The sequence below is a fragment of the Nocardia lasii genome, from assembly GCF_042658545.1.
Lineage (GTDB): Bacteria > Actinomycetota > Actinomycetes > Mycobacteriales > Mycobacteriaceae > Nocardia > Nocardia lasii.
In genome coordinates this window covers 668,326-688,664 of record NZ_JBHSQN010000001.1, presented here as the reverse complement: position 1 = coordinate 688,664, position 20,339 = coordinate 668,326, and the positions used below count along the sequence as shown (strand labels likewise).

The 20,339-nt window shown below is 68.8% G+C and carries 21 protein-coding genes; 18 read left to right on the top strand and 3 right to left on the bottom strand.

Features of this window, described 5'->3' with window-relative positions; all coding sequences use genetic code 11:
* Positions 1 to 194 precede the first annotated feature (194 nt).
* Positions 195 to 809: a cholesterol catabolism transcriptional regulator KstR gene (kstR, locus tag ACFP3H_RS03185; RefSeq protein ID WP_378599207.1), complete on the bottom strand. Its 615-nt coding sequence runs from the start codon at positions 807 to 809 to the stop codon at positions 195 to 197.
* A gap of 135 nt (positions 810 to 944) precedes the next feature.
* Between kstR and ACFP3H_RS03180 the strand changes: the two genes are divergently transcribed.
* The 13 genes from ACFP3H_RS03180 (at position 945) to ACFP3H_RS03120 (ending at position 13,804) form a co-directional block, all read left to right on the top strand.
* Entirely contained in the window at positions 945 to 3,056 is a 2,112-nt protein-coding gene (locus ACFP3H_RS03180) for an acyl-CoA dehydrogenase (protein WP_378599204.1), read from the top strand.
* A gap of 19 nt (positions 3,057 to 3,075) precedes the next feature.
* Positions 3,076 to 4,140 carry an acyl-CoA dehydrogenase family protein gene (locus tag ACFP3H_RS03175; protein WP_378599654.1) on the top strand — a complete coding sequence of 355 codons (1,065 nt, stop codon included), beginning with the start codon at positions 3,076 to 3,078 and terminating at the stop codon, positions 4,138 to 4,140.
* Positions 4,125 to 5,288, top strand: a complete 1,164-nt coding sequence (locus ACFP3H_RS03170; RefSeq protein ID WP_378599201.1) for an acyl-CoA dehydrogenase family protein — start codon at positions 4,125 to 4,127, stop codon at positions 5,286 to 5,288. The genes ACFP3H_RS03175 and ACFP3H_RS03170 overlap by 16 nt, the downstream gene beginning before the upstream one ends.
* Before the next feature lie 14 nt (positions 5,289 to 5,302).
* Entirely contained in the window at positions 5,303 to 6,325 is a 1,023-nt protein-coding gene (locus ACFP3H_RS03165; protein ID WP_378599198.1) for a bifunctional MaoC family dehydratase N-terminal/OB-fold nucleic acid binding domain-containing protein, read from the top strand.
* A gap of 100 nt (positions 6,326 to 6,425) precedes the next feature.
* The gene (locus tag ACFP3H_RS03160) at positions 6,426 to 6,848 is read left to right on the top strand and encodes a MaoC family dehydratase (protein WP_378599195.1); all 423 of its coding nucleotides are present in this window, start codon (positions 6,426 to 6,428) and stop codon (positions 6,846 to 6,848) included.
* Entirely contained in the window at positions 6,845 to 8,017 is a 1,173-nt protein-coding gene (locus tag ACFP3H_RS03155; protein WP_378599192.1) for a lipid-transfer protein, read from the top strand. The genes ACFP3H_RS03160 and ACFP3H_RS03155 overlap by 4 nt, the downstream gene beginning before the upstream one ends.
* A gap of 45 nt (positions 8,018 to 8,062) precedes the next feature.
* Positions 8,063 to 8,479, top strand: coding sequence for an NUDIX domain-containing protein (locus tag ACFP3H_RS03150; RefSeq protein WP_378599189.1), 417 nt, complete (start codon positions 8,063 to 8,065; stop codon positions 8,477 to 8,479).
* 14 nt (positions 8,480 to 8,493) lie between these two features.
* A complete protein-coding gene (gene zapE / locus ACFP3H_RS03145) occupies positions 8,494 to 9,639 on the top strand; it encodes a cell division protein ZapE (protein WP_378599186.1) in 1,146 nt (381 codons plus the stop codon).
* 84 nt (positions 9,640 to 9,723) lie between these two features.
* The gene (locus ACFP3H_RS03140) at positions 9,724 to 10,617 is read left to right on the top strand and encodes a DUF4129 domain-containing protein (RefSeq protein WP_378599183.1); all 894 of its coding nucleotides are present in this window, start codon (positions 9,724 to 9,726) and stop codon (positions 10,615 to 10,617) included.
* Positions 10,614 to 11,108: a hypothetical protein gene (locus tag ACFP3H_RS03135; RefSeq protein WP_378599180.1), complete on the top strand. Its 495-nt coding sequence runs from the start codon at positions 10,614 to 10,616 to the stop codon at positions 11,106 to 11,108. Before ACFP3H_RS03140 ends, ACFP3H_RS03135 begins: the two co-directional genes overlap by 4 nt.
* Before the next feature lie 16 nt (positions 11,109 to 11,124).
* A complete protein-coding gene (locus tag ACFP3H_RS03130; RefSeq protein WP_378599177.1) occupies positions 11,125 to 12,087 on the top strand; it encodes an AAA family ATPase in 963 nt (320 codons plus the stop codon).
* Positions 12,084 to 13,358 (top strand): DUF58 domain-containing protein, encoded by a 1,275-nt coding sequence (locus ACFP3H_RS03125; protein ID WP_378599174.1) that lies wholly within the window; start codon positions 12,084 to 12,086, stop codon positions 13,356 to 13,358. Before ACFP3H_RS03130 ends, ACFP3H_RS03125 begins: the two co-directional genes overlap by 4 nt.
* Entirely contained in the window at positions 13,355 to 13,804 is a 450-nt protein-coding gene (locus ACFP3H_RS03120) for a hypothetical protein (RefSeq protein WP_378599171.1), read from the top strand. The genes ACFP3H_RS03125 and ACFP3H_RS03120 overlap by 4 nt, the downstream gene beginning before the upstream one ends.
* Positions 13,805 to 13,814: 10 nt before the next feature.
* On the opposite strand, the gene ACFP3H_RS03115 is transcribed toward ACFP3H_RS03120, so the two are convergent.
* Positions 13,815 to 14,675: a MaoC/PaaZ C-terminal domain-containing protein gene (locus ACFP3H_RS03115; RefSeq protein WP_378599168.1), complete on the bottom strand. Its 861-nt coding sequence runs from the start codon at positions 14,673 to 14,675 to the stop codon at positions 13,815 to 13,817.
* A gap of 57 nt (positions 14,676 to 14,732) precedes the next feature.
* Complete coding sequence (gene kstD, locus ACFP3H_RS03110) at positions 14,733 to 16,433, bottom strand: 3-oxosteroid 1-dehydrogenase (protein ID WP_378599165.1); 1,701 nt, start codon at positions 16,431 to 16,433, stop codon at positions 14,733 to 14,735.
* 198 nt (positions 16,434 to 16,631) lie between these two features.
* Between kstD and ACFP3H_RS03105 the strand changes: the two genes are divergently transcribed.
* The 5 genes from ACFP3H_RS03105 to ACFP3H_RS03085 all read left to right on the top strand — a co-directional run bounded on the left by ACFP3H_RS03105 (position 16,632) and on the right by ACFP3H_RS03085 (position 20,178).
* A complete protein-coding gene (locus ACFP3H_RS03105; protein WP_378599162.1) occupies positions 16,632 to 17,417 on the top strand; it encodes a 2-keto-4-pentenoate hydratase in 786 nt (261 codons plus the stop codon).
* A gap of 37 nt (positions 17,418 to 17,454) precedes the next feature.
* Complete coding sequence (locus ACFP3H_RS03100; RefSeq protein WP_378599159.1) at positions 17,455 to 18,375, top strand: acetaldehyde dehydrogenase (acetylating); 921 nt, start codon at positions 17,455 to 17,457, stop codon at positions 18,373 to 18,375.
* A 52-nt stretch (positions 18,376 to 18,427) separates the two neighbouring features.
* Positions 18,428 to 19,462: a 4-hydroxy-2-oxovalerate aldolase gene (gene dmpG / locus ACFP3H_RS03095; protein WP_378599156.1), complete on the top strand. Its 1,035-nt coding sequence runs from the start codon at positions 18,428 to 18,430 to the stop codon at positions 19,460 to 19,462.
* Between the two features lie 109 nt (positions 19,463 to 19,571).
* Positions 19,572 to 19,910: a type II toxin-antitoxin system RelE/ParE family toxin gene (locus ACFP3H_RS03090; RefSeq protein ID WP_378599153.1), complete on the top strand. Its 339-nt coding sequence runs from the start codon at positions 19,572 to 19,574 to the stop codon at positions 19,908 to 19,910.
* On the top strand, positions 19,885 to 20,178 hold the full coding sequence (locus ACFP3H_RS03085; RefSeq protein ID WP_378599150.1) for a helix-turn-helix domain-containing protein: 294 nt from the start codon (positions 19,885 to 19,887) through the stop codon (positions 20,176 to 20,178). The genes ACFP3H_RS03090 and ACFP3H_RS03085 overlap by 26 nt, the downstream gene beginning before the upstream one ends.
* Positions 20,179 to 20,339 lie beyond the last annotated feature (161 nt).

The window sequence follows — 20,339 nt, the reverse complement described above, 5'->3', positions numbered from 1 at the left end:
GCCCGCGACCTTACGGCAACTCCGCCGTCATCGCGCGGTCACCGGGCCGCGGGCACGCCGACCGCACCCGTGGCGTTGACGTGCCGATACCCCGGTGAATGCACGATTTCGCATATGCGATCGCGACTATGTATCGGCTCGTCGCTATGGGCGTTTTATCCCGATGTTGCCGGAAGATATATCTTCGGCGTCGATCAGCCGCGATCACCCAGCAACAGGTCGACGGTCAGCTCGAGTCGTTCGGTGACATCGGTCGCAGAAGCGCGTCGGGTGAGCCAGGCCACCAGATTCGACAGCCACACATCCGAGATCACGCGCGCGATGGCGAGCTGGCGGTCGTCGGGTTCGCCGTCGCTCATGGCGCGGGCGAAGACCCGGTCCATCACCTTGCCGACCCGGTCCACCTCGGCGGCGGCCGAGGCGTCGGCGAACATGAACGCGCGCGTCATGGCCTCGGTGAGCAGCGGGTCGCGCTGCATCATCCGGGTGATCTGGGTGAGCAGGCCGTGCATGCGCTCGGACGGGCCGTCGCCGGGCAGCGGCTTGCGCTTGCCCTCGAAGTTCTCGAATTCCCTGGCCAGGGCCGAGACCAGCAGGTGCACCTTGGACGGGAAGTACCGGTAGAGGGTGCCGACGGCGACGTCTGCCCGCTCGGCGACCGCCCGCATCTGCACGGCGTCGTAGCCGCCCTTGGAGGCCAGCGCGAGGGTGGCGTCGAGGATGCGCTTGCGCCGGTCGCGTTGCGCGCTGGAACTGAGCTCCTCCTCGGACAGCGTCGTCACGGTGGGCGTTGGTGCGGGACTGTCCATCGTGGAAACCCTTTCGCTTCAGTGGAATCACATCGGGCCGAGCACGAGCGAGTGTAGGTCTCTTGACTTATACCCGGCCCGGATATTAGAACATGTTCTAGGAGTGGGAACCACGCCGGAAGGGCGGATCTTTCTGTGACCATCGCCACCACTGACGAGCATAAAGCCGTCGCGGCGTCGCTGCGAGGCTGGGCGAGTTCGCATCCGCCGATTGAAACAATGCGGGTCCGCGGGTCGGGGGCCTGGCGTGAGTACTGGCCCGCGCTGCGCGAGTTCGGCCTGTTCGAGGTGGCCGTTTCGCCGGACGATGGCGGGCTCGGTGGCACGGTCACCGATCTCGCGGTGATGCTCGAGCAGGCCGGAGACGACCTGGTCGGGGGGCCTGTGCTGGCCACGGCGCTGGCCGGACTGATCGCCGGGGCAGTGCTCGACGAGCCGTGCGCGGTGGCGATCCCCGGCGAGGACCAGGCCGCGAAAGCCGTCGCGACCGAGTCCGGTTGGATACTCAGCGGCACTTGGGATTTCGTCTACGGGGCGGATGCGGACACCCGGCTGCTGGTCCCCGCCAACACGATCGACGGAATCCGCTGGCTGCTGGTTCCCCCTGCGGCCGTGGCGATCTCACCGCTCCCCCACGGCGACCACACCGTCCCCCTGGCTCGCGTGAGCGCCACCGAGGTGGCCGTCCCGCTCGAACACGGTTTCGCCCCCACCGCCGATGTCACCGACCTGTTCGTCACGCTCGCGGTGGCCGAGCTCGCCGGCCTCGCCGGGTGGTGCCTGCGCACCGCCGTCGAATACGCCCGCGTCCGTGAGCAATTCGGCAAACCCATCGGCAGTTTCCAGGCGATCAAACACCTGTGCGCCTGGATGCTGTGCCGCACCGAACTCATCCGCGCGGTCGCCGCCGACGCCGCCGCCGCGCTCGACGAGGGCGGCGCCGAACTGCCCATCGCCGCCGCAGTGGCCGCCGCGGTGGCCCTCGACGCCGCGGTCGACACCGCCAAGGACGCCATCCAGGTGCTCGGCGGCATCGGCTTCACCTGGGAGCACGACGCGCACTTCTACCTGCGTCGGGCGAGTTCGCTGCGCCAGCTGCTCGGCGGGTCGCCGCGCTGGCGGGCCCGCGTCGCCGAGCTCACCAGGGCCGGTCTGCGCCGCAGCACCGGCATCGAACAGCTCCTCGGCACGGTCGACACCGCCCTGGCCGACGAGATCGCCGCCATCGCCGCCCTCGACCCCGCCGAGCAGCCGCGCGCCCTGGTCGACGCGGGCCTGGTCATGCCGCACTGGCCCCGACCGCACGGCCGCGCCGCCGACCCGATGACCTGCCTCCAGATCGCCGATCAGCTGCGCCGCGCCGAGCTGACCGTCCCCGAACTCGCCGTCGCGGGCTGGGCGATCCCGACCCTGCTGCGCTTCGGCACGCCGGAGCAGCAGGACCGCTTCATCCGCCCGACCCTGCACGGCGAGGTCATCTGGTGCCAGCTGTTCAGCGAACCCGGCGCGGGCTCGGACCTCGCCGCCCTGCGGACCTCGGCCGAGAAGGTCGACGGCGGCTGGGTGCTGCGCGGCCAGAAGGTCTGGACCTCCCTCGCCGCCACCGCCAACTGGGGCATCTGCCTGGCCCGCACCGATCCGAGTGCGCCCAAGCATCGCGGCATCAGTTACTTCGTCGTCGATATGCGCGCGCTCGGTGTGCGGGTGCGCCCGCTGGTGCAGATCACCGGCGACGACCGGTTCAGCGAGGTCTTCCTCGACGACGTGTTCGTGCCCGACGACGGCCTGGTCGGCGCGGTGAACAACGGCTGGAAGATCGCGCGCACCACCCTGTCGGCCGAACGGGTCGCGATGGGCGGCGGCGGAATCGGCGGCGCGCTCGAGACCCTGCTCGACCGTTACCCGGTCGGCGGCTGGGGCACGGAACTGCGGGAGGACCGCTTCGGCGCCCTGATCGCCTCCTCGATCGCCGGTTCCCTGCTGGAACAGCGCATCGCGGTGGCGACGGTGGCCGGGACCGACGCGGGCCCGCAGGCGGGCGTCCGCAAGCTCGTCGGCGTGCGCCACCGCCAGGACCTGGCCGAATACGCGCTGGAACTGTCCGGCCCCGACGGCGCCCTCGACGACGAGGCCATGAAGGAATTCCTGCTGACGCGGTGCCTGTCCATCGCGGGCGGCACCGAACAGATCCTGCTGACCGTGGCCGCCGAACGCATTCTCGGTCTCCCGCGCGACACGGACAGCTAGCTCGATGAGGGAGGACGCGGTGGACTTCACCCGCGACGAAAGCGCCGACGCGGTAGCCGAGGTGGTGGTGAGCCTGCTCGAACGCGAGTCGGCTCGGAACATGGAACTGTGGCCGCGCCTGGTCGACTCCGGGTTGCTCGCGGTGGCGGTGCCCGAGCGGTTCGGCGGCGACGGCATGGGCCTGCCGGAGGTGTCGGCCCTGCTCATGGAGTTGGCGACCGACGCCGTGGCGGTGCCCGCCCTGCCGACCTTCGGATTCGGGGTGTTGCCGCTGGTGGACCTGCTGTCCGACGAGCCGGCGCGGCGCGTACTCGCCGAGGTCGACAAGGGCACCATCATCACCGCCGCCCTCAACGAACCCGGCCGACCCTTCACCGTCACACCGACCACCCGGGCGGTCCGCGCCGGCGACACGGTGCGGATCACCGGCCGCAAGCCCGGCGTCCTCTACGCCGCCGAGGCGTGCTGGATCCTGGTCCCCACCGATAGCGGTGTGGCACTGGTGGATTCGGCATCGCCCGGCCTCGAGATCGTCGCGGTGGCGGGTTCGGCCGGCATCCCGGAGGCGACCGTCGTCCTGAACGAGGTCGAGATCCCGGCCGATCACCTCCTGCCCGACGCGCTGCACACCCTGCACCGTCACGCCCTGGCCTGCATCGGCGCCGTCGCCGACGGCCTGTTGAAGGGCGCGATCACCCTGACCGCCGAGCACGTGCGCACCAGGGAGCAGTTCGGCCGTCCGCTGGCCGAATTCCAGGCGGTGGCCCAGCAGATCGCCGACCTGTACGTGGTCTCGCGCACCCTGCACGTGGCCGCCGAATCCGCGTGTTGGGCACTGGCGCAGCAGGATCGATCACCCGAACACCAGCACCGCGTCGACGAGGACCTCGACGTGCTCGCCTACTGGGTCGCCGCCGAACTCCCGCGCGCCATGCAGAAGTGCCACCACCTGCACGGCGGTCTCGGCGTCGACATCACCCATCCCATGCACCGCTACTACTCACAGGCCAAAGACCTCGCCCGTCTCCTCGGCGGCGCGGGCCTGCGGCTCGACCTTCTTGGAGCCAGATGTTCATCGATCTGACCGCCGAACAGCGGCGGCTACGCGACGAATTACGTTCCTACTTCGCCGATCTCGTCACCCCCGCCGAAGCCGCCGCCATGTCGGTCGACCGCCACGGCGACACCTACCGCGAGGTGGTGCGCCGGATGGGTCGTGACGGTTGGCTCGGCGTCGGCTGGCCCAAGGAGTTCGGCGGCCAGGGCTTCGGCCCGATGGAGCAGCAGATCTTCTTCAACGAGGCTGTGCGAGCGGATGTTCCGCTCCCGCTGGTCACCCTGCTGACGGTCGGACCGACCTTGCAGAAGTACGGCACCGAAGCCCAGAAGCGCAAGTTCCTCCCCGGAATCCTGTCCGGCGACCTGCATTTCGCCATCGGCTACTCCGAACCCTCGGCGGGCACCGACCTCGCCGCGCTGCGCACCACGGCGGTCCGCGACGCGAACGGCGACTGGATCGTCAACGGCCAGAAGATCTTCACCACCGGCGCCCACGAGGCCGACTACATCTGGCTGGCCTGTCGCACCGGTTCGACCGAGTCCCGCCACCGTGGCATCACGATCCTGATCGTCGACACCACCGACCCCGGCTACTCGTGGACCCCGATCATCACCTGCGACGGCGCCCACCACACCAACGCCACCTACTTCGACGACGTGCGCGTCCCCGCGGACATGCTGGTCGGCGAGGAGAATCGCGGCTGGCGGCTGATCACCACCCAGCTCAACCACGAGCGCGTCAGCCTCGGCCCGTCGGGCAAGATCGAACAGCTCTACGACCGCCTGCGCGACTGGTCGGCCGCGCACGAGCTGCTCGCCGAACCGGAGGTGCGCCGAGCGCTCGGCCGCGTGCGAACCATGGTGCGGCTCAACGAACTCCTGAACTGGCAGGTCGCCGCCGCCGACACCACCGCCGATCCCAACGCCGTGATCGCCGACGCCTCGGCCACCAAGATCTTCTCCACCGAATCCCTCCAGGAGGCGGGCCGCCTGGTCGAGGAGATCATCGGCCGCTACGGCGACCCCGCCGAGCCCGACACCGCCGCTCTGCTCACCTGGCTCGACCGTCGTACGAAACAGAACCTCGTGGTCACCTTCGGCGGCGGCGTCAACGAGATCATGCGCGAACTCGTCGCCACCGCCGGCCTGGCCCTGCCGCGCGTCCCCCGATGAACCAGGAGCTCCGCATGGCGGAAAGCATTACCCCGGAGGACATCCCGGCGGCACTGGCGACACTGTCGGCGGCGGGGGAGTCGTCCCCGCGACCCGGCCGCGACCCGGTGAACCAGCCGATGATCAACAACTGGGTCGAAGCCCTCGGCGACACCAACCCGATCTACGTCGACGACGAAGCCGCCAGGGCCGCAGGGTATCCCGGCATCGTCGCCCCGCCCGCCATGGCCCAGGTGTGGACGATGAACGGCCTGCGCGGCATCCGTACCGCCGACGACCCGCTCGGCCTGGCGACCCAACTCCTCGACGCCGCGGGCTACACCTCCGTCGTCGGCACCAACTGCGAACAGACCTACCACCGCTACCTGCGGCCGGGCGAGGAGGTGACGGTCACCAGCCGACTCTCGGAATTCAAGGGCCCCAAGCGAACTGCCCTCGGCGACGGCTGGTTCCTCACCTTCACCACCACCTGGTCGGTCGGCGACGAACCGGTCACCGAAATGCTCTTCCGCATCCTCAAATTCGCCCCGACCCCGTCGACCGCCCCCGACTCCGTGACACCGGAACCCGCATCTCAACCTGCCGCCCCGGCGCCTTCGGTGCAGAACCCCGATACGGCGATATCGGGTCCCGAGCACGCACCACCCGAGCGGGTCGGCCCGGTGATCTCCCGCGATACCGAGTTCTTCTGGGCGGGAACCGAAATCGGCGAACTCCGTATCCAACGCCTCCCCGACGGCACCCTGCACCACCCCCCGATCCCCGCGCTGTGGCAGGAAAAATCCGAGACCACCGACTACCTCGTCGCCGCGGGCACCGGCACGGTGTTCAGCTTCGTCGTGCACCACGCCCCCAAGGTCCCCGGCCGCGACCTCCCCTTCGTCGTCGCCCTGGTCGAACTCGACGAGGGCGTCCGCATGCTCGGCGAGCTGCGCGGTCTCGCCCCGGCCGAGGTCGCCATCGGCGCACCCGTCCGCGTCGGTTTCGAGAAGCTCGCCGACGGCACGGTTCTGCCGTACTGGCAGGCGACCCGGTGAGCGACCGCCACGCGGCCGTCCCGGGTGGAGTCGACCCGCGCGGCGTCGACCATCGGTCCACGCGATCGGCCCGCATCATCGGCCAGGAAGGGGCACACCCGTGACAACAACCATCGATCCCACCGCCGCCGAGGTGGGAGACACTCTGCCGGAGTTGGTGATCCACGCCGACCCCACCTTCGTGATCAGCACCGCGCTGGCCACCAGGGACTTCCAGGACGTCCACCACGACCGCGACAAGGCGATCGAACGCGGCTCCGCCGACATCTTCGTCAACATCCTCACCGACACCGGCCTGGTCCAACGTTTCGTCACCGACTGGGCGGGCCCGCGAGCCCGCGTGAAGTCCATCGCCCTACGCCTGGGCGTCCCGCTGTATTCCGGTGACACCCTGACACTTTCGGGAGCCATCACCGACATCAGCGGCGACGACATCACCATCGCCGTGCGCGGCACCGACAGTCTCGGCGAACACATCACCGCCACCGCCGTGATCGCCCTTCCCGCTCCGGAGTCGACATGACCACACCCCTGTCCGGCCGCGCCGCCATCGTCGGCATCGGCGCCACCGACTTCTCGAAGGACTCCGGCCGCAGCGAGTTGCGGTTGGCCGCGGAGGCGGTCAGCGCGGCCCTGGCCGACGCCGGCCTGACGCCGAACGATGTCGACGGCCTCACCACCTTCACCATGGACACCAATACCCAGGCCGCCGTGGCCAGGGCCGTCGGCATCCCGAGCCTGAAGTTCTTCAGCCACATCGGATATGGCGGCGGCGCGGCCTGCGCCACGGTCCAGCAGGCCGCCATGGCCGTGGCTACCGGCATCGCCGATGTCGTGGTCGCCTACCGGGCCTTCAACGAGCGTTCGGGCGCCCGCTTCGGCCAGTTCTCCCCGGCCCTGGCCGCCGCGCCCACCTCCTCGGGCATCGACGCGGGCTGGGCCTACCCGCAGGGCCTCGGGACCCCGGCCGCCCAGGTCGCGATGGTCGCCCGCCGCTACATGCACGTCACCGGCGCCACCAGTGCCGATTTCGGCGCCGTGGCCGTGGCCGACCGCAAGCACGCGGCGGTCAACCCGAACGCCTTCTTCTACGGCAAGCCGATCACCCTCGAACAGCACCAGGATTCCCGCTGGATCGCCGAGCCCCTGCACCTGCTCGACTGCTGCCAGGAGTCCGACGGCGGCGTGGCCATCGTGGTCACCAGCGCCGAACGCGCCCGCGACCTCCCGCAGCGTCCCGCGCTCATCGCCGCGGCCGCCCAGGGCAGCGCCGCCGACCAGTACGTCATGACCAGCTACTACCGCGACGCCATGACCGGCCTGCCCGAAATGGGCCTGGTCGGCGACCAACTCTGGGCCCAGAGCGGCCTGACCCCCGCCGACATGCAGGCCGCCATCCTCTACGACCACTTCACCCCCTTCGTCCTCATGCAGCTCGAGGAACTGGGTTTCTGCGCGCGCGGCGAGGCCAAGGACTTCATCGCCGACGGCGCCATCGAACTCGGCGGCCGCCTCCCGCTCAACACCCACGGCGGCCAACTCGGCGAGGCCTACATCCACGGCATGAACGGCATCGCCGAGGCGGTCCGCCAGCTCCGCGGCACGTCGGTCAACCAGGTCGACGACCTCGACCGCATCCTCGTCACCGCCGGAACCGGCGTCCCCACTTCGGGATTGGTGCTCACGTCGTAACCCTCTCGTACGCTCGACCAGGTGACTCCCCGCCACCTGGTCGACGTGCACATCCTGCTGATCCGTGATGAGCGGGTCCTGTTGAGCCTGCGCCGCAGCGGCGACGAGTTCGATCACCGCTGGCACCTACCGTCGGGAAAACTCGAGGCGGGCGAGTCGGCAGCGGCGGCCGCGGTCCGCGAAGCCGCGGAGGAGGTAGGGGTCGACATCGATCCAGCCGACTTACGACTGCTCCACGTCGCACACGTCACCGCCCCTGACCGCGACTCCCGCCTCGGCTTGTTCTTCCGAACCGAAAATTGGCGCGGTGAACCCTTCAATCGCGAACCCGACAAATGCTATGCACTGCAATGGTTTCCGCTGAGCAAGTTACCCGCCGACCTGATCGAATACTCCGCTCTCGGCTTGACCGCAGCGAACTCTCCCGCACCCTATTCCGAATTCGGTTGGCCGGGTCGATGATTCAGGAGGTTCGCATGGACGTGGTGCTCGACCCCGCGCAGCAGGCGGCCGCAAGCGCGCTCGATTCCCTGCTCGACCGGGACGGCCGCCCGCTTCGGCGCGGTGGCGGTCCGGTACGAGGGGGTCGCGCTGAGGGTGGGCGGGTGTTCGGGATTTCGCGGGGGCGTCGGCTCAGGCGCGGTAACCGGGATGTCGATCAGTCCGGGCAGCCCGCCGAGCTCACCGCTCGTTCCGGCATCTACCTGCACGGTCGGCCGGGTCGCGGCAAGACCATGGTGATGGACCGCTTCTTCGCGCGTGTCGACGCACAGCGCAAGCGCCGCTTCCACTTTCACACCTTCTTCGCCGCCCTGCACGCCACCACCCACGAGCTCGGCTCGATCGAACGCGCCATCGACGAGCTCCTCGGCGACGCCGACCTGGTCTGCTTCGACGAATTCCACGTCAACGACATCGGCGACGCCATGCTCATCGCCCGCCTGCTCGACGCCCTCTTCGCGGGGCGCCGCACTCTTGTCGTCACCTCGAACTATCGCCCCCACGACCTGCTGCCCAACCCCCTGTTCCACGACCGCTTCGTCCCCACCATCGAGCAGATCCTGGCCCACCTCACCGTCGTCACCCTCGACGGACCTCTCGATTACCGCTCCCTGGCACCCACGCGCACCACCGGTTTCGCCTCGGGCCGCTACGTCATCACACCCGGGCCCGCGAGTGCGCGGCCGAGCACCGCGCCGCCCGTCGACCTCGGCAACGGCCGCACGATCCGAGCCCACACCACCCCCGACACCATCACCGTCGACTTCCACCACCTCTGCGCCGTCGCCACCAGCCCGGCCGACTACCTCCACCTGACCCGCCGATTCCAGCGCTGGACCCTGCACTCGGTGCCCCGCCTGCGCGAGGTCCCGCCCGACTGGTCCATGCGGCTGGTCAACCTCGTCGACGTCCTCTACGACGCCGACCTCCCCCTCACGATCCTGGCCCCGGAACCGGCACACGAACTGACCACCGGGGTGCCCGCGATACCCGATCTGACACGCGCCGCCAGCCGACTCAGTGAGTTGTCATTAACCGAAGCAACGGGTATTTGTGCTGCTCAGGAAGCTCTCAGGTGCGAATGCTGCGATTTCTGCACGAGCGCACCACTCGGCGTGTAACTATGTGGCTTGTTTGTGCAGTCTCTGGGGTTTGGTGGTACAGCTGTGAGCGGGGTGAAGCAGCCCATAACGCGGGCGATAGTCGTGATCGCTCTGGTCGTCGCGGCCACGATCGCCCTGCAGGGCACGCTCCCCGGCGCGAACCCGGACTCCATGGGCAGCCCGTCCCCGCTGCTGGTCGCGGTGATGCCGGTCCTGCTGCTGGTCTCGATCGTCATCCTGGTCGCGGGCGTAATCGCCAGCCAGCACCGGTTGCCCCTGGCCATGCCGCAGGAGCATTACGACGCCCTGCCGCGTTTCCGCTGGCGCAGGCTCGCCCTGCTGGTGCCGATCGCCGTGGCCACGATCGCGTTGGTCTTCGCCGGCGGCGTCACCGCGCTGTTCCTGCTGCCGGGCGCGCGCCCGCTGCGCCCCACCGCCGAAACCGTCACCGAGACAACCGTTCCGGCCACCGACGCCCACGCCCCCAACCCCACCACCGGCCCCTCCGATCTCGCCGGTAACGCCCTGGTGATCGCGGCCGTGCTGGCCATCGTGCTGATCGCGGTCGCCGTGGTCGGGCTGGTCGCGGTGGCGATCACGACGCGCCGCACCCCGGTCCCCGCCGTGACCGAGGAGGACCCGCCGAGCTCGGCCGAGGTCGACTCCCTCACGCGCGCCGCCGAAATGGGTCTGGCCGCGATGAACGCGCCCGGCCAGGACCCGCGCACCGCCATCATCGCCTGCTACGTGGCGATGGAGCGCGGCCTGTCCAGCGACCACGCCGCCCGCCCGCTGGCCTCCGACACCCCGATGGAAGTGCTGGCCCGCGCGTTCGAAAGCGGTGTGCTGCACGATGCTTCGGCCCGCGAGCTGGTGGCGCTGTTCGAGGAGGCGCGGTTCAGTCCGCACTCGATGCTGGAGTGGCAGCGCATGCGCGCCGAACAGCTGCTGCGCATCGTTCTTTCCGATCTACAACGCAGGTTGGTGACGGCATGAGTCGCACATCGGTGATCGTCACGGCCGTGCTGGCCGTCGTGCTGATCGAGGTCGCGCTGATCCGCCTCGACCGGGACTCGGTCCTGCTCGCGGTGGCCGTGCCGGTGGCGGTGGCGCTGGGGATGCTGGTGTGGTCGCTGCGCCATCGGGTGATCCGCGAGGAACCGCTCACCGAGTACATCGACAACGGGCCCGCGGAGATGCTCGGTCGCTGGCACGCGCGTGCCGAGATGCTCGCCGCGCGCGCCGACGGCACCCGCGCCGACTGGGACCGCCACCTGCGCCCGTTGTTGGCCAAAGAGTTCGAATTGTCCACCGGGTTGAGGGTGTCCAAGAATCGGCGAGCCACCGAGGCCGCCGGTCAGCTGCAGTTCGGTCCCGAACTGTGGCGTTGGGTCGACCCGGCGAACTCCGCGCTGCGCGATCAGACCGGTCGCGCACCGGGTAGGGAGGCGCTGGATGAGATCCTGCGCCGATTGCAGACGATGTGAGGGTTAGAGGCCACCGATGACAATGCCGTTGAACGTGACCGTCCAGCGCTCCGATGCCGTGTTGCGTGAGTTGGGTCGAGTCGTGGTCGGCAAGCGAGATGAGATGCAGCTCATCATGATCGCCGTGCTGGCCGGAGGACACGTCCTCATCGAGGACCTGCCCGGACTCGGAAAGACCTTGATCGCCAGGTCTTTCGCCGCCGCGCTCGGACTCGATTTCACCCGCGTGCAGTTCACGCCCGATCTACTGCCCGCCGACCTGCTGGGTTCCACGATCTACGACATGGCCTCGGGGCGTTTCAATTTCCGCCGCGGCCCGGTGTTCACCAATGTGCTGCTCGCCGACGAGATCAACCGCACCCCGCCCAAGACCCAGGCCGCCCTGCTCGAGGCGATGGCCGAGGGTCAGGTGAGCATCGACGGTGAGACCTTCCTGCTCCCACAGCCTTTCGTGGTGCTGGCGACCGACAACCCGATCGAGTACGAGGGCACCTACCCGCTGCCGGAGGCCCAGCTCGACCGCTTCGCCATCCAGCTGCGCCTCGGCTACCTGTCCGAGGGCGACGAGACCCAGATGATCCGGCGCCGCCTCGAACGGGGTTCCACCGCACCGCAAGTGGGCCAGGTCGTCGACGCGCAGGGTCTGCTCGAGATGCGCCAGTCGGTCGAGTTCGTCACCGTGCACCCCGATGTCGTGAGTTACGTCGTCGCGCTCGCGCACGCCACCCGCAGCCACCCGCAGGTGGAGGTGGGCGCCAGCCCGCGCGCCGAGCTCGACCTGGTGCAGATGTCGCGGGCCAGGGCACTGCTGCTCGGGCGCGACTACGTCATCCCCGAGGACGTGAAGGCCCTCGCGGTGGCGGCGATGGCGCACCGCATCACCCTGCGCCCGGAGATGTGGGTCCGCCGCATCCGCGGTGAGGACGTCATCACCGAACTGTTGCGCCGTCTTCCGGTGCCCCGCGCCACGAGCACATGAAGCATCGCGACGAATCCAGAACGGTCGAGGTCGAGCTGCGCTGGCGACCCGCGCCGCTGGTGTTCATCCTGGCCGGTTGCGCCGCGACGGCGCTGGTCGTCGCGGTTCTGCTCGGCCAGTGGCAGCTCGTGGTCTTCGCCGCCCCGATGCTCGGCGTGCTCGCGACCGCGCCGTGGCAGCAGGCCCCGACCCGCGTCCAGGTCGACGGCAGCGGCACCGTGCGCTGCTTCGAGAACGAGAAGATCGGCTGCAACGCGGCGGCTTTCGTCGAGTCCGGGCACGCGCTGCTGCGGATGACCGCACTGCCGATGCCCGGCCTCGAACTCGAGGTCGAGGAGGCCCACGATTCCGGCGGCGCGCCCGCGGGCATGGAACTGAGCCTGTCGGCCACCCGCTGGGGTCGCTATCCGGTGCAGGTGAAGGTCTCCGCGCTGAGTCCGGCCGGGTTGGCGGTGGCCACCGCCGAGCTGCCCGCCGCCCAGCTTTACGTGTACCCGATCGCCGACCCGCAGCGAATGCGCTTGCCGCGCACCGAACTTCCCGACCGTATCGGCACCCACCTGACCCGCCGCCACGGTCCCGGTGTCGAGTACGCCGACATCCGCACCTACCTGCCCGGCGACCAGTTGCGCACCGTGAACTGGCCGGTGAGCGCGCGCCGCGGCAGGCTCTACGTCACCCAGCGGTTCACCAACCGCTCCGCCGACGTGGTCGTCATGGTCGACACCTCGTTGCAGGCGCCCGGTCCCGCCACCGCCTCGCTGGAACTCTCGGTCCGCGGCGCGGCCCAGGTCGTGCAGTCGACCCTGCAATCCGGTGACCGCACGGCCGTGGTCTGTCTGGGGGAGTCGCCGCGCTGGTTGCGTCCCGATATCGGTCGCAGGCAGTTCTACCGGATCATCGACACGGTTCTCGGCGTCGGCGACGAACACGTCGCGACCACCGGCACCCTGGCCCCGCACGCCGCCGTGCCGATCGGCGCGATCGTGGTCGCCTTCTCCACCCTGCTCGACACCCAGTTCGCGCTGGCCCTGATCGACCTGCGCAAACGCGGCCACGTGGTCGTCGCGGTCGACGTGCTGCGCGGCACCCCCTTCGAGGAGGGCCTCGATCCCACCATGGCCAAGATGTGGCAGCTCGAACGCGCCTCGATGTACCGCGACATGGGCACCGTCGGCGTCGACATCATCGCCTGGCCCGACGGCACCCGCCTCGACCAAGCCATGCGCTTGCTCCCCGAGCATCGCCGAGCAGTACGGGTCCGCCGATGACACGATTCCTGGCCCTGCTGGCCGGCCTGCTCCTGGTCGCCGCCGTCTCGCTGATCACCCCGCTGGCCGGTCTGGCCGCGCTGGGGTTGGTCATCGCGAGCTGGTGGTGGCGGCCCGCGGCGGTGGCGGCGGTGCTGGTCACCATCGCGGCGCTGGCGTTCTCCGATGTCGGGGTGATCGCCGCCGCCGCGACAGGTTTGGTGGCGACGACCTACCTGCTCAACGCCGCCGTCCTGCACGCCCCCGAAGGTGTTGTGCCCACGACCATTCCGTCGGTGGGCGGCGCGGTGCTGTTCACGATCGCCGCCGCCACCGCCGCCCTGGTTCCGGTGGAGCTCATCTGGGCGCCGTTGGCCGCGCCGATCCTCATCGTCGCGATCTACGCGCTGTTGGTGACCGGCCTGACCACCAAGGGCCCCACCGTGGAGAAGGTCCCCGCCGAGTAGGGCCGCGCCCTCAGTTCGTCCGCAGGACGACGTCGCCGAGCACCGGGGCATGGTCACGTTCGACCACGGTCACGACCGCCCGGAACTCGTCACCGGCGCGCCAGACCTCGGTGCGCAGCGTCTCGCCCGGATACAGCACGCCCGCGAACTTGGCCCGGAAACCACCCACCCGAGTGGCGTCACCGTCGAGCAGCGCGTCCGTGATGGCCTTCGCGACGATCCCGTAGGTGCACAAGCCGTGCAGGATCGGCGCGGGAAAACCTGCGGCCCTGGCGAATTCGGGATCCGAGTGCAGCGGGTTGCGGTCCCCGCACAGCCGATACAGCAGTGCCTGCTGCGGCAGCGTGGGGGTGACGAGCACGGCATCGGGGTCGCGCTCGGGCAGTTCGACTTTCGCACTGGGCCCCCGCTCACCCCCGAATCCGCCCTCGCCGCGCGCGAAGATCGAGGACCGCGCCGTCCACAGCGGCGCCCCGTCGGACCCGAGTACGGTCTGTTCCTGCACGATCACCGCCGCCGAACCCTTGTCCCAGATCTCGGTGATCCGCCCGGAACTGGTCGCCTTGCCCTCGGCGGGAATCGCCCTGTGGACAACCACCTCCTGATGGCCGTGCACCACATTCGCCAGGTCGATATCGATGCCGGGAAAACTCACCCGGGGCGCCTCGGTCTCGCCCAGCGTGGGCGCGACGGTCGCGAACGTGGGCAGCACCTGCGGCGCCCGATCGTCGAGATACCGCAGCTCACCGGGGTCGGTGGCGTTGGCTCCCGCGCCGAGTCCCAGGTGGTAGAGCTGCACGTCCGACGGCGTCCAGCCGAACTCGCGACCGGGCAGCTCGGCCCCCAACGCGACCTGTGGATCAATGGGCATCGTTCGACTCCTGTACGAAAGTGACGGGGGACGCGTCGGTGGGCGGTGCGCCGACCTTCACGCGATCGCCTCGGTCGAGGTGGCCTTCTTCGCGGCGATATCGAGTACCGCGAGGTAGGCGAAGGTGATCGCGGGTCCGATGGTGGCGCCGGGGCCCGCGTAGGTGTGGCCCATCACCGGTGAACTGGTGTTGCCCGAGGCGTAGAGCCCGCCGATGACGGAATCATCCTCGCGCAGAACACGTCCGGCGATATCGGTGACCAGCCCGCCCTTGGTCCCGAGATCACCCGGCACGATCTGCGCCGCGTAGAACGGCCCCTGCGACAGCGCGGCCAGGCAGGGATTCGGCTTCACGGTCGGGTCGCCGTAGTACCGGTCGTAGTGACTGTCACCGCGCTGGAAGTCCTCGTCCTTGCCCGTGGCGGCGAAACCGTTGAACCGCGTAATCGTCGCGGCCAGGTTCTCGCCGGGCACCCCGATCCGCTCGGCCAAGGCCGCGACGGATTCGGCCATGACGATCCGATCGTTCTCCATCCACCGCTTCGGAATCCGCTGTCCCGGCTGCAATCCCGCGAAGATGTACCGATCCCGATACCGCTGGTCGAACACCAACCACGCCGGAATGTTCGCACCGGGTCCGGCCCCCTGCCCGAACTCGCCCCCGTACATCGTGTGCACCGCCTCGACATAGGGCGCCGACTCGTTGCCGAACCGCTGCCCGCGATCGTTGATCATGATGGTGCCCGGCAGATTTCGCTCCGCGAGCGCGAACCAGGGCCTGCCCGCCTTGAAGATCGTGGGCCCCCACCAGGCGTCCTCCATGAACCCCACGGTCGCCCCCACCGCCATCCCCGCGACGATCCCGTCCCCGGTATTGCCCGCTGCCCCGGTGGTCCACTCCGTCCCGATCGGCTGCCGCTGATACTTGGCCCGCAGATCGGCGTTGTGCTCGAAACCCCCGCAGGCCAACACAACTCCGTACCGCGCGGTGAACGTCACCGACTCGCCCTCGTGCACGGCCACCACCCCCGTCACCGTGCCCTCGGTGACCACGAGTTCGGTGAGCGCGGTGTCGAGCAGCACCGGCACACCCGCGTCGAGCAGCCCCTTGCGCATGGCCGCGATGATCGCCTGCCCCATCCCGAGCAGATGCTTGCCGGTGAACTTGGCCCAGTACGTCCGCGCACCCACCCGCAGCGCCCGCATCATCCCCTTGGGATGGCGCCGAATCAGGTTGAGCCGCACGAAGTCCGCCTGCGTGACCACCACGTTCAACGGTGCCTTGGCATAGGGCGGTTCGAGATTCGCGAGTTCCGCACCGAGCACCTTCGCGTCGAAAGGCTTCGGCTCGCAAGACCTTCCGGAACCACGTCCACCCGGTGCCTCGGGGTAGTAGTCGGAGTAGCCGGGCACCCAGTTCATCTTCAGCGGGCTGTGGTCGAGGACGAAGTCGAACGCCTCCGCGCCGCGATCGAGGTAGGTGTCGATTTTCTCGGCGGGCACCACCTCGCCGATGATGCTGTGCAGGTAGGTGCGCGCGTCCTCGCGATCGTCGGGTCGGCCCGAGGCGCGCAACGCCTTGTTGCCCGGAATCCACACGCCACCGCCGGATCGGGCCGTCGACCCGCCGTAGTGCGCGGCCTTCTCGAGCAGCACCACGCTCAGTCCGCGGTGGGCCGCGGTGAGGGCGGCGGTCATCCCGGCGGCGCCGCTACCGACGACCACCACATCGTATTCCCGATCACTCATGTAGAACACGTTATAGGGGAGGTCGGCCGTTGAACACGTCAAACTGAAACTTGTTCCAGTGGTCGCGACGTTTGCCCACGTCGCGGTGGAACGTGTTATAGAAATGAGTAGTGGTTGCGTTGTATTGTCTGGTGAACGGCTGACGCGCAGATGCGCAACCGGTTACAGTTTTGACGTTCAACCCACCGTGCTGCCAAGGAGGTCCGCGTGCTGCCCGACGCGGTACGAACCCAACTCGCCGACGAACTGGCCCGCGCCGAGAACGAGCGCATCGCCGTCTCGCCGCTGGTCGACCGACACCCCGACATCGACGTGGTCGACGCCTACGAGATCCAACTGCTCAATATCCAGCGCCGGTTGCGCTCCGGCGCGAAGGTCGTCGGGCACAAGGTGGGGCTGTCGTCGAAGGCGATGCAGCAGATGATGGGCGTCGACGAACCCGACTACGGCCACCTGCTCGCCGACATGGAGGTCTTCGAGGACGTCCCCGTCGAGACCTCCCGGTTCCTGCTCCCGCGCGTGGAGGTCGAGGTCGGTTTCGTCCTCGGCGAGGACCTGCCCGGCGCGGACTGCACCGAAGCCGACGTCCTCGCCGCGACCGTCGCCTACGCGCCCGCGATCGAGCTCATCGACTCACGCATCGCCAACTGGCGAATCGGCCTGTGCGACACCATCTCCGACAACGCCTCCTCGGCCGGTTACGTCCTCGGCCGCGAGCGGGTGGCCCCCACCGAGATCGACATCACCGCCATCGACGCCGTCCTCACCCGCAACGGGGAGGTCGTCGCCGAGGGGCGCAGCGACGCCGTCCTCGGCGACCCGATCATCGCCGTCGCCTGGCTGGCCCGCAAGGTCGCCTCCTTCGGCGTGCGCCTGCGCGCCGGCGACATCGTGCTGCCCGGTTCCTGCACCCGCGCCATCGACGCCCGCCCCGGCGACTCCTTCCGCGCCGAGTTCGCCGGACTCGGCTGCGTGGCACTGAATTTCCGCTGAATCCCGGCGCTCGCGCCCCAGCCACAGGAGGTCAACCGTGTCCAACGGTCCCGTCCACGCCGCGATCGTCGGATCCGGCAACATCAGCACCGACCTGCTCTACAAACTCCTGCGCTCGGAAACCATCGAGCCGCGCTGGATGATCGGCATCGACCCCGACAGCGAAGGACTCGCTCGCGCCCGCGACCTCGGCCTGGAAACCTCCGCCGAGGGCGTGGACTGGCTGCTCGCCCGAGATACCAAGCCCGACATCGTCTTCGAGGCCACCTCCGCCTACGTCCACCGCGCCGCCGCCCCCCGCTACGCCGCCCTCGGCATCCGCGCGGTCGACCTCACTCCCGCCGCCGTCGGCCCCGCCGTCGTGCCCGCGGTGAACCTGGACTCGCTGCTGCACGCGCCCAACGTCAACATGATCACCTGCGGCGGCCAGGCCACCATCCCCATCGTCGCGGCCGTCTCGCGCGTGGTGCCCGTCGCCTACGCCGAGATCGTCGCGTCGGTCTCCTCGGTCTCGGCGGGCCCCGGCACCCGCGCCAATATCGACGAGTTCACCAAGACCACCAGCCGCGGCGTGGAAACCATCGGCGGCGCCGAACGCGGCAAGGCGATCATCATCCTCAACCCCGCCGAACCTCCGATGATCATGCGCGACACCATCTTCTGCGCCATCCCCGAGGACGCCGACCATGCCGCGATCACCGACTCGATCCACCGCATGGTCGCCGACATCGGGCAGTACGTCCCCGGCTACCGCCTGCTCAACGAACCCCAGTTCGACGAGCCCTCGGTCGTCTCCGGCGGCCTGGCGAAGGTGTCGGTGTTCGTCGAAGTCGAAGGCGCGGGCGATTTCCTGCCGCCCTACGCGGGCAACCTCGACATCATGACCGCCGCCGCCACCCGGGTCGGCGAGGTCATCGCCGACCAGATCCGGTTCGCCCGAGTCCAGGCCACCTCGTGAGCAGGCGCGCCGCCACCCCGCTGTTCCCCGGCCCGGCCTAAGGAGCCCCACCATGGCATATTCCCCCGAGCTCGACATCCGCGTCACCGACACGTGCCTGCGCGACGGCTCCCACCACAAGCGCCACCAGTTCACCACCGCCGAGGTCCGCGACATCGTCACCGCCCTCGACGGCGCCGGTGTCCCCGTCATCGAGGTCACCCACGGTGACGGTCTCGGCGGTTCCTCGTTCAACTACGGGTTCTCCAAAACCCCCGAGCAGGAACTGATCACGGTCGCCGCGCAGACCGCCCGTAACGCCAAGATCGCCTTCCTCATGCTCCCCGGCGTCGGCGTCAAGGAGGACATCAAGATCTCCCAGGCCAACGGCGCGTCCATCTGCCGCATCGCCACCCACTGCACCGAGGCCGACGTCTCCATCCAACACTTCGGCTACGCCCGCGACCTCGGCCTGGAAACCGTCGGCTTCCTCATGATGTCGCACACCCAACCCCCCGAAAAGCTTGCGAAGCAGGCCCGCATCATGGCCGACGCCGGCTGCCAGTGCGTCTACATCGTCGACTCCGCCGGAGCCCTCGTCCTGGAACAGGTCTCGGACCGCGTAGCCGCCCTCGTAGCCGAACTGGGCACCGACGCCCAGGTCGGCTTCCACGGCCACGAAAACCTAGACCTCGCCGTAGCCAACTCCATCTACGCCATCCGCGCCGGCGCCACCCAAATCGACGGCAGCACCCGCCGTTTCGGCGCCGGAGCAGGCAACACCCCCGTCGAAGCCCTCGTCGGCGTCTGCGACAAACTCGACATCACCACCGGCATCGACTTCTTCGCCATCGCCGACGCCGCCGAAGACGTCGTCCGCCCCGCCATGCCCCAGGAATGCCTCCTCGACCGCCAATCCCTCATGATGGGCTACGCGGGCGTCTACTCCAGCTTCCTCAAACACGCCGAACGCCAAGCCACCCGCTACAACGTCTCCGCCGCCCAAATGCTCGTCCGAGCAGGCCAACGCAAACTGGTAGGCGGCCAAGAAGACCAACTCATCGACATAGCCCTAGAACTCCAACGCGAGTCCCAAACCACCACCTAGGTCGACCTTCAGCTGCTCACCACTGGTTATTCGATTTTTGCATCACAAGCCGGCCGGGGCTATAGCATCAACGCTATGGGTTGGTGTAGCAGTTGAACTGCAACCAGAAGTGCGCAGATGGCTGGAAGAACTCCCGACGGACAGGTTCGCGCATGTCGCGTTCTACATCGACTTGCTACAGGATCAGGGCCCTCTCCTGGGCGAGCCTTATACGCGACAACTCGACCGAAAACTTCGGGAGTTGCGCTTCTATCTGGGCTCGGAGTCGATTCGGGTGACGTACTGGATTGCGCCCGGGCGCAGAATCGTTCTGCTGACGGTCTTCACCAAGACGCGGATGGTCGAACGGCGCCAGGTTGTCCGCGCACTCGGGGCAATGCGACGGTGTGAGGCCGAGCGCCATATTGTGGAGGAGGACGGCGATGGCGGAACCCAGCGACTGGGCTGAGCTGCGGGCTCAGCGCCTGACCGAACCAGGGGCGGCAGAAGCATACGAAGCGGCGCGAATTGCTTTCGAGCTCGGTCGGACGATCCGTGGCATGCGAGAACAGCGGGGGTGGAGTCAGGCTGTGTTGGCGGATGCGGCAAGTATGACGCAGTCGGCGGTGGCACGATTCGAAGCCGGAGGGACAGTTCCCAGCCTGCCGGTGCTCGAGCGGTTGGCGAACGCGCTCGACGCGGATCTGGTTGTTCAGGTGCGGCCGCGCGTCGCGTGAGAATTGACCGATCGGGTGCTCTTGACGCCTGATCGCGACGTGATGATCTTGTTCGGGTCGGTAAATCGGTGGACGGGGTGGATATAAAGGGGGGATGAGTGATGGAGTGGGGACTTTGTTTTGTGGGGTTGAGATGGCGGGGCGGGTTGAGGGGATGGAGG

What these genes read in the sequence shown, in the direction of transcription:
- kstR (WP_378599207.1), bottom strand. Translation starts at nt 809, where the DNA reads ATGGACAGTCCCGCACCAACGCCCACCGTGACGACGCTGTCCGAGGAG.
- ACFP3H_RS03170 (WP_378599201.1), top strand. Translation starts at nt 4,125, where the DNA reads ATGTTCATCGATCTGACCGCCGAACAGCGGCGGCTACGCGACGAATTA.
- ACFP3H_RS03165 (WP_378599198.1), top strand. Translation starts at nt 5,303, where the DNA reads ATGGCGGAAAGCATTACCCCGGAGGACATCCCGGCGGCACTGGCGACA.
- ACFP3H_RS03155 (WP_378599192.1), top strand. Translation starts at nt 6,845, where the DNA reads ATGACCACACCCCTGTCCGGCCGCGCCGCCATCGTCGGCATCGGCGCC.
- zapE (WP_378599186.1), top strand. Translation starts at nt 8,494, where the DNA reads ATGGACGTGGTGCTCGACCCCGCGCAGCAGGCGGCCGCAAGCGCGCTC.
- ACFP3H_RS03135 (WP_378599180.1), top strand. Translation starts at nt 10,614, where the DNA reads ATGAGTCGCACATCGGTGATCGTCACGGCCGTGCTGGCCGTCGTGCTG.
- ACFP3H_RS03130 (WP_378599177.1), top strand. Translation starts at nt 11,125, where the DNA reads ATGACAATGCCGTTGAACGTGACCGTCCAGCGCTCCGATGCCGTGTTG.
- ACFP3H_RS03125 (WP_378599174.1), top strand. Translation starts at nt 12,084, where the DNA reads ATGAAGCATCGCGACGAATCCAGAACGGTCGAGGTCGAGCTGCGCTGG.
- ACFP3H_RS03120 (WP_378599171.1), top strand. Translation starts at nt 13,355, where the DNA reads ATGACACGATTCCTGGCCCTGCTGGCCGGCCTGCTCCTGGTCGCCGCC.
- ACFP3H_RS03115 (WP_378599168.1), bottom strand. Translation starts at nt 14,675, where the DNA reads ATGCCCATTGATCCACAGGTCGCGTTGGGGGCCGAGCTGCCCGGTCGC.
- dmpG (WP_378599156.1), top strand. Translation starts at nt 18,428, where the DNA reads ATGGCATATTCCCCCGAGCTCGACATCCGCGTCACCGACACGTGCCTG.
- ACFP3H_RS03085 (WP_378599150.1), top strand. Translation starts at nt 19,885, where the DNA reads ATGGCGGAACCCAGCGACTGGGCTGAGCTGCGGGCTCAGCGCCTGACC.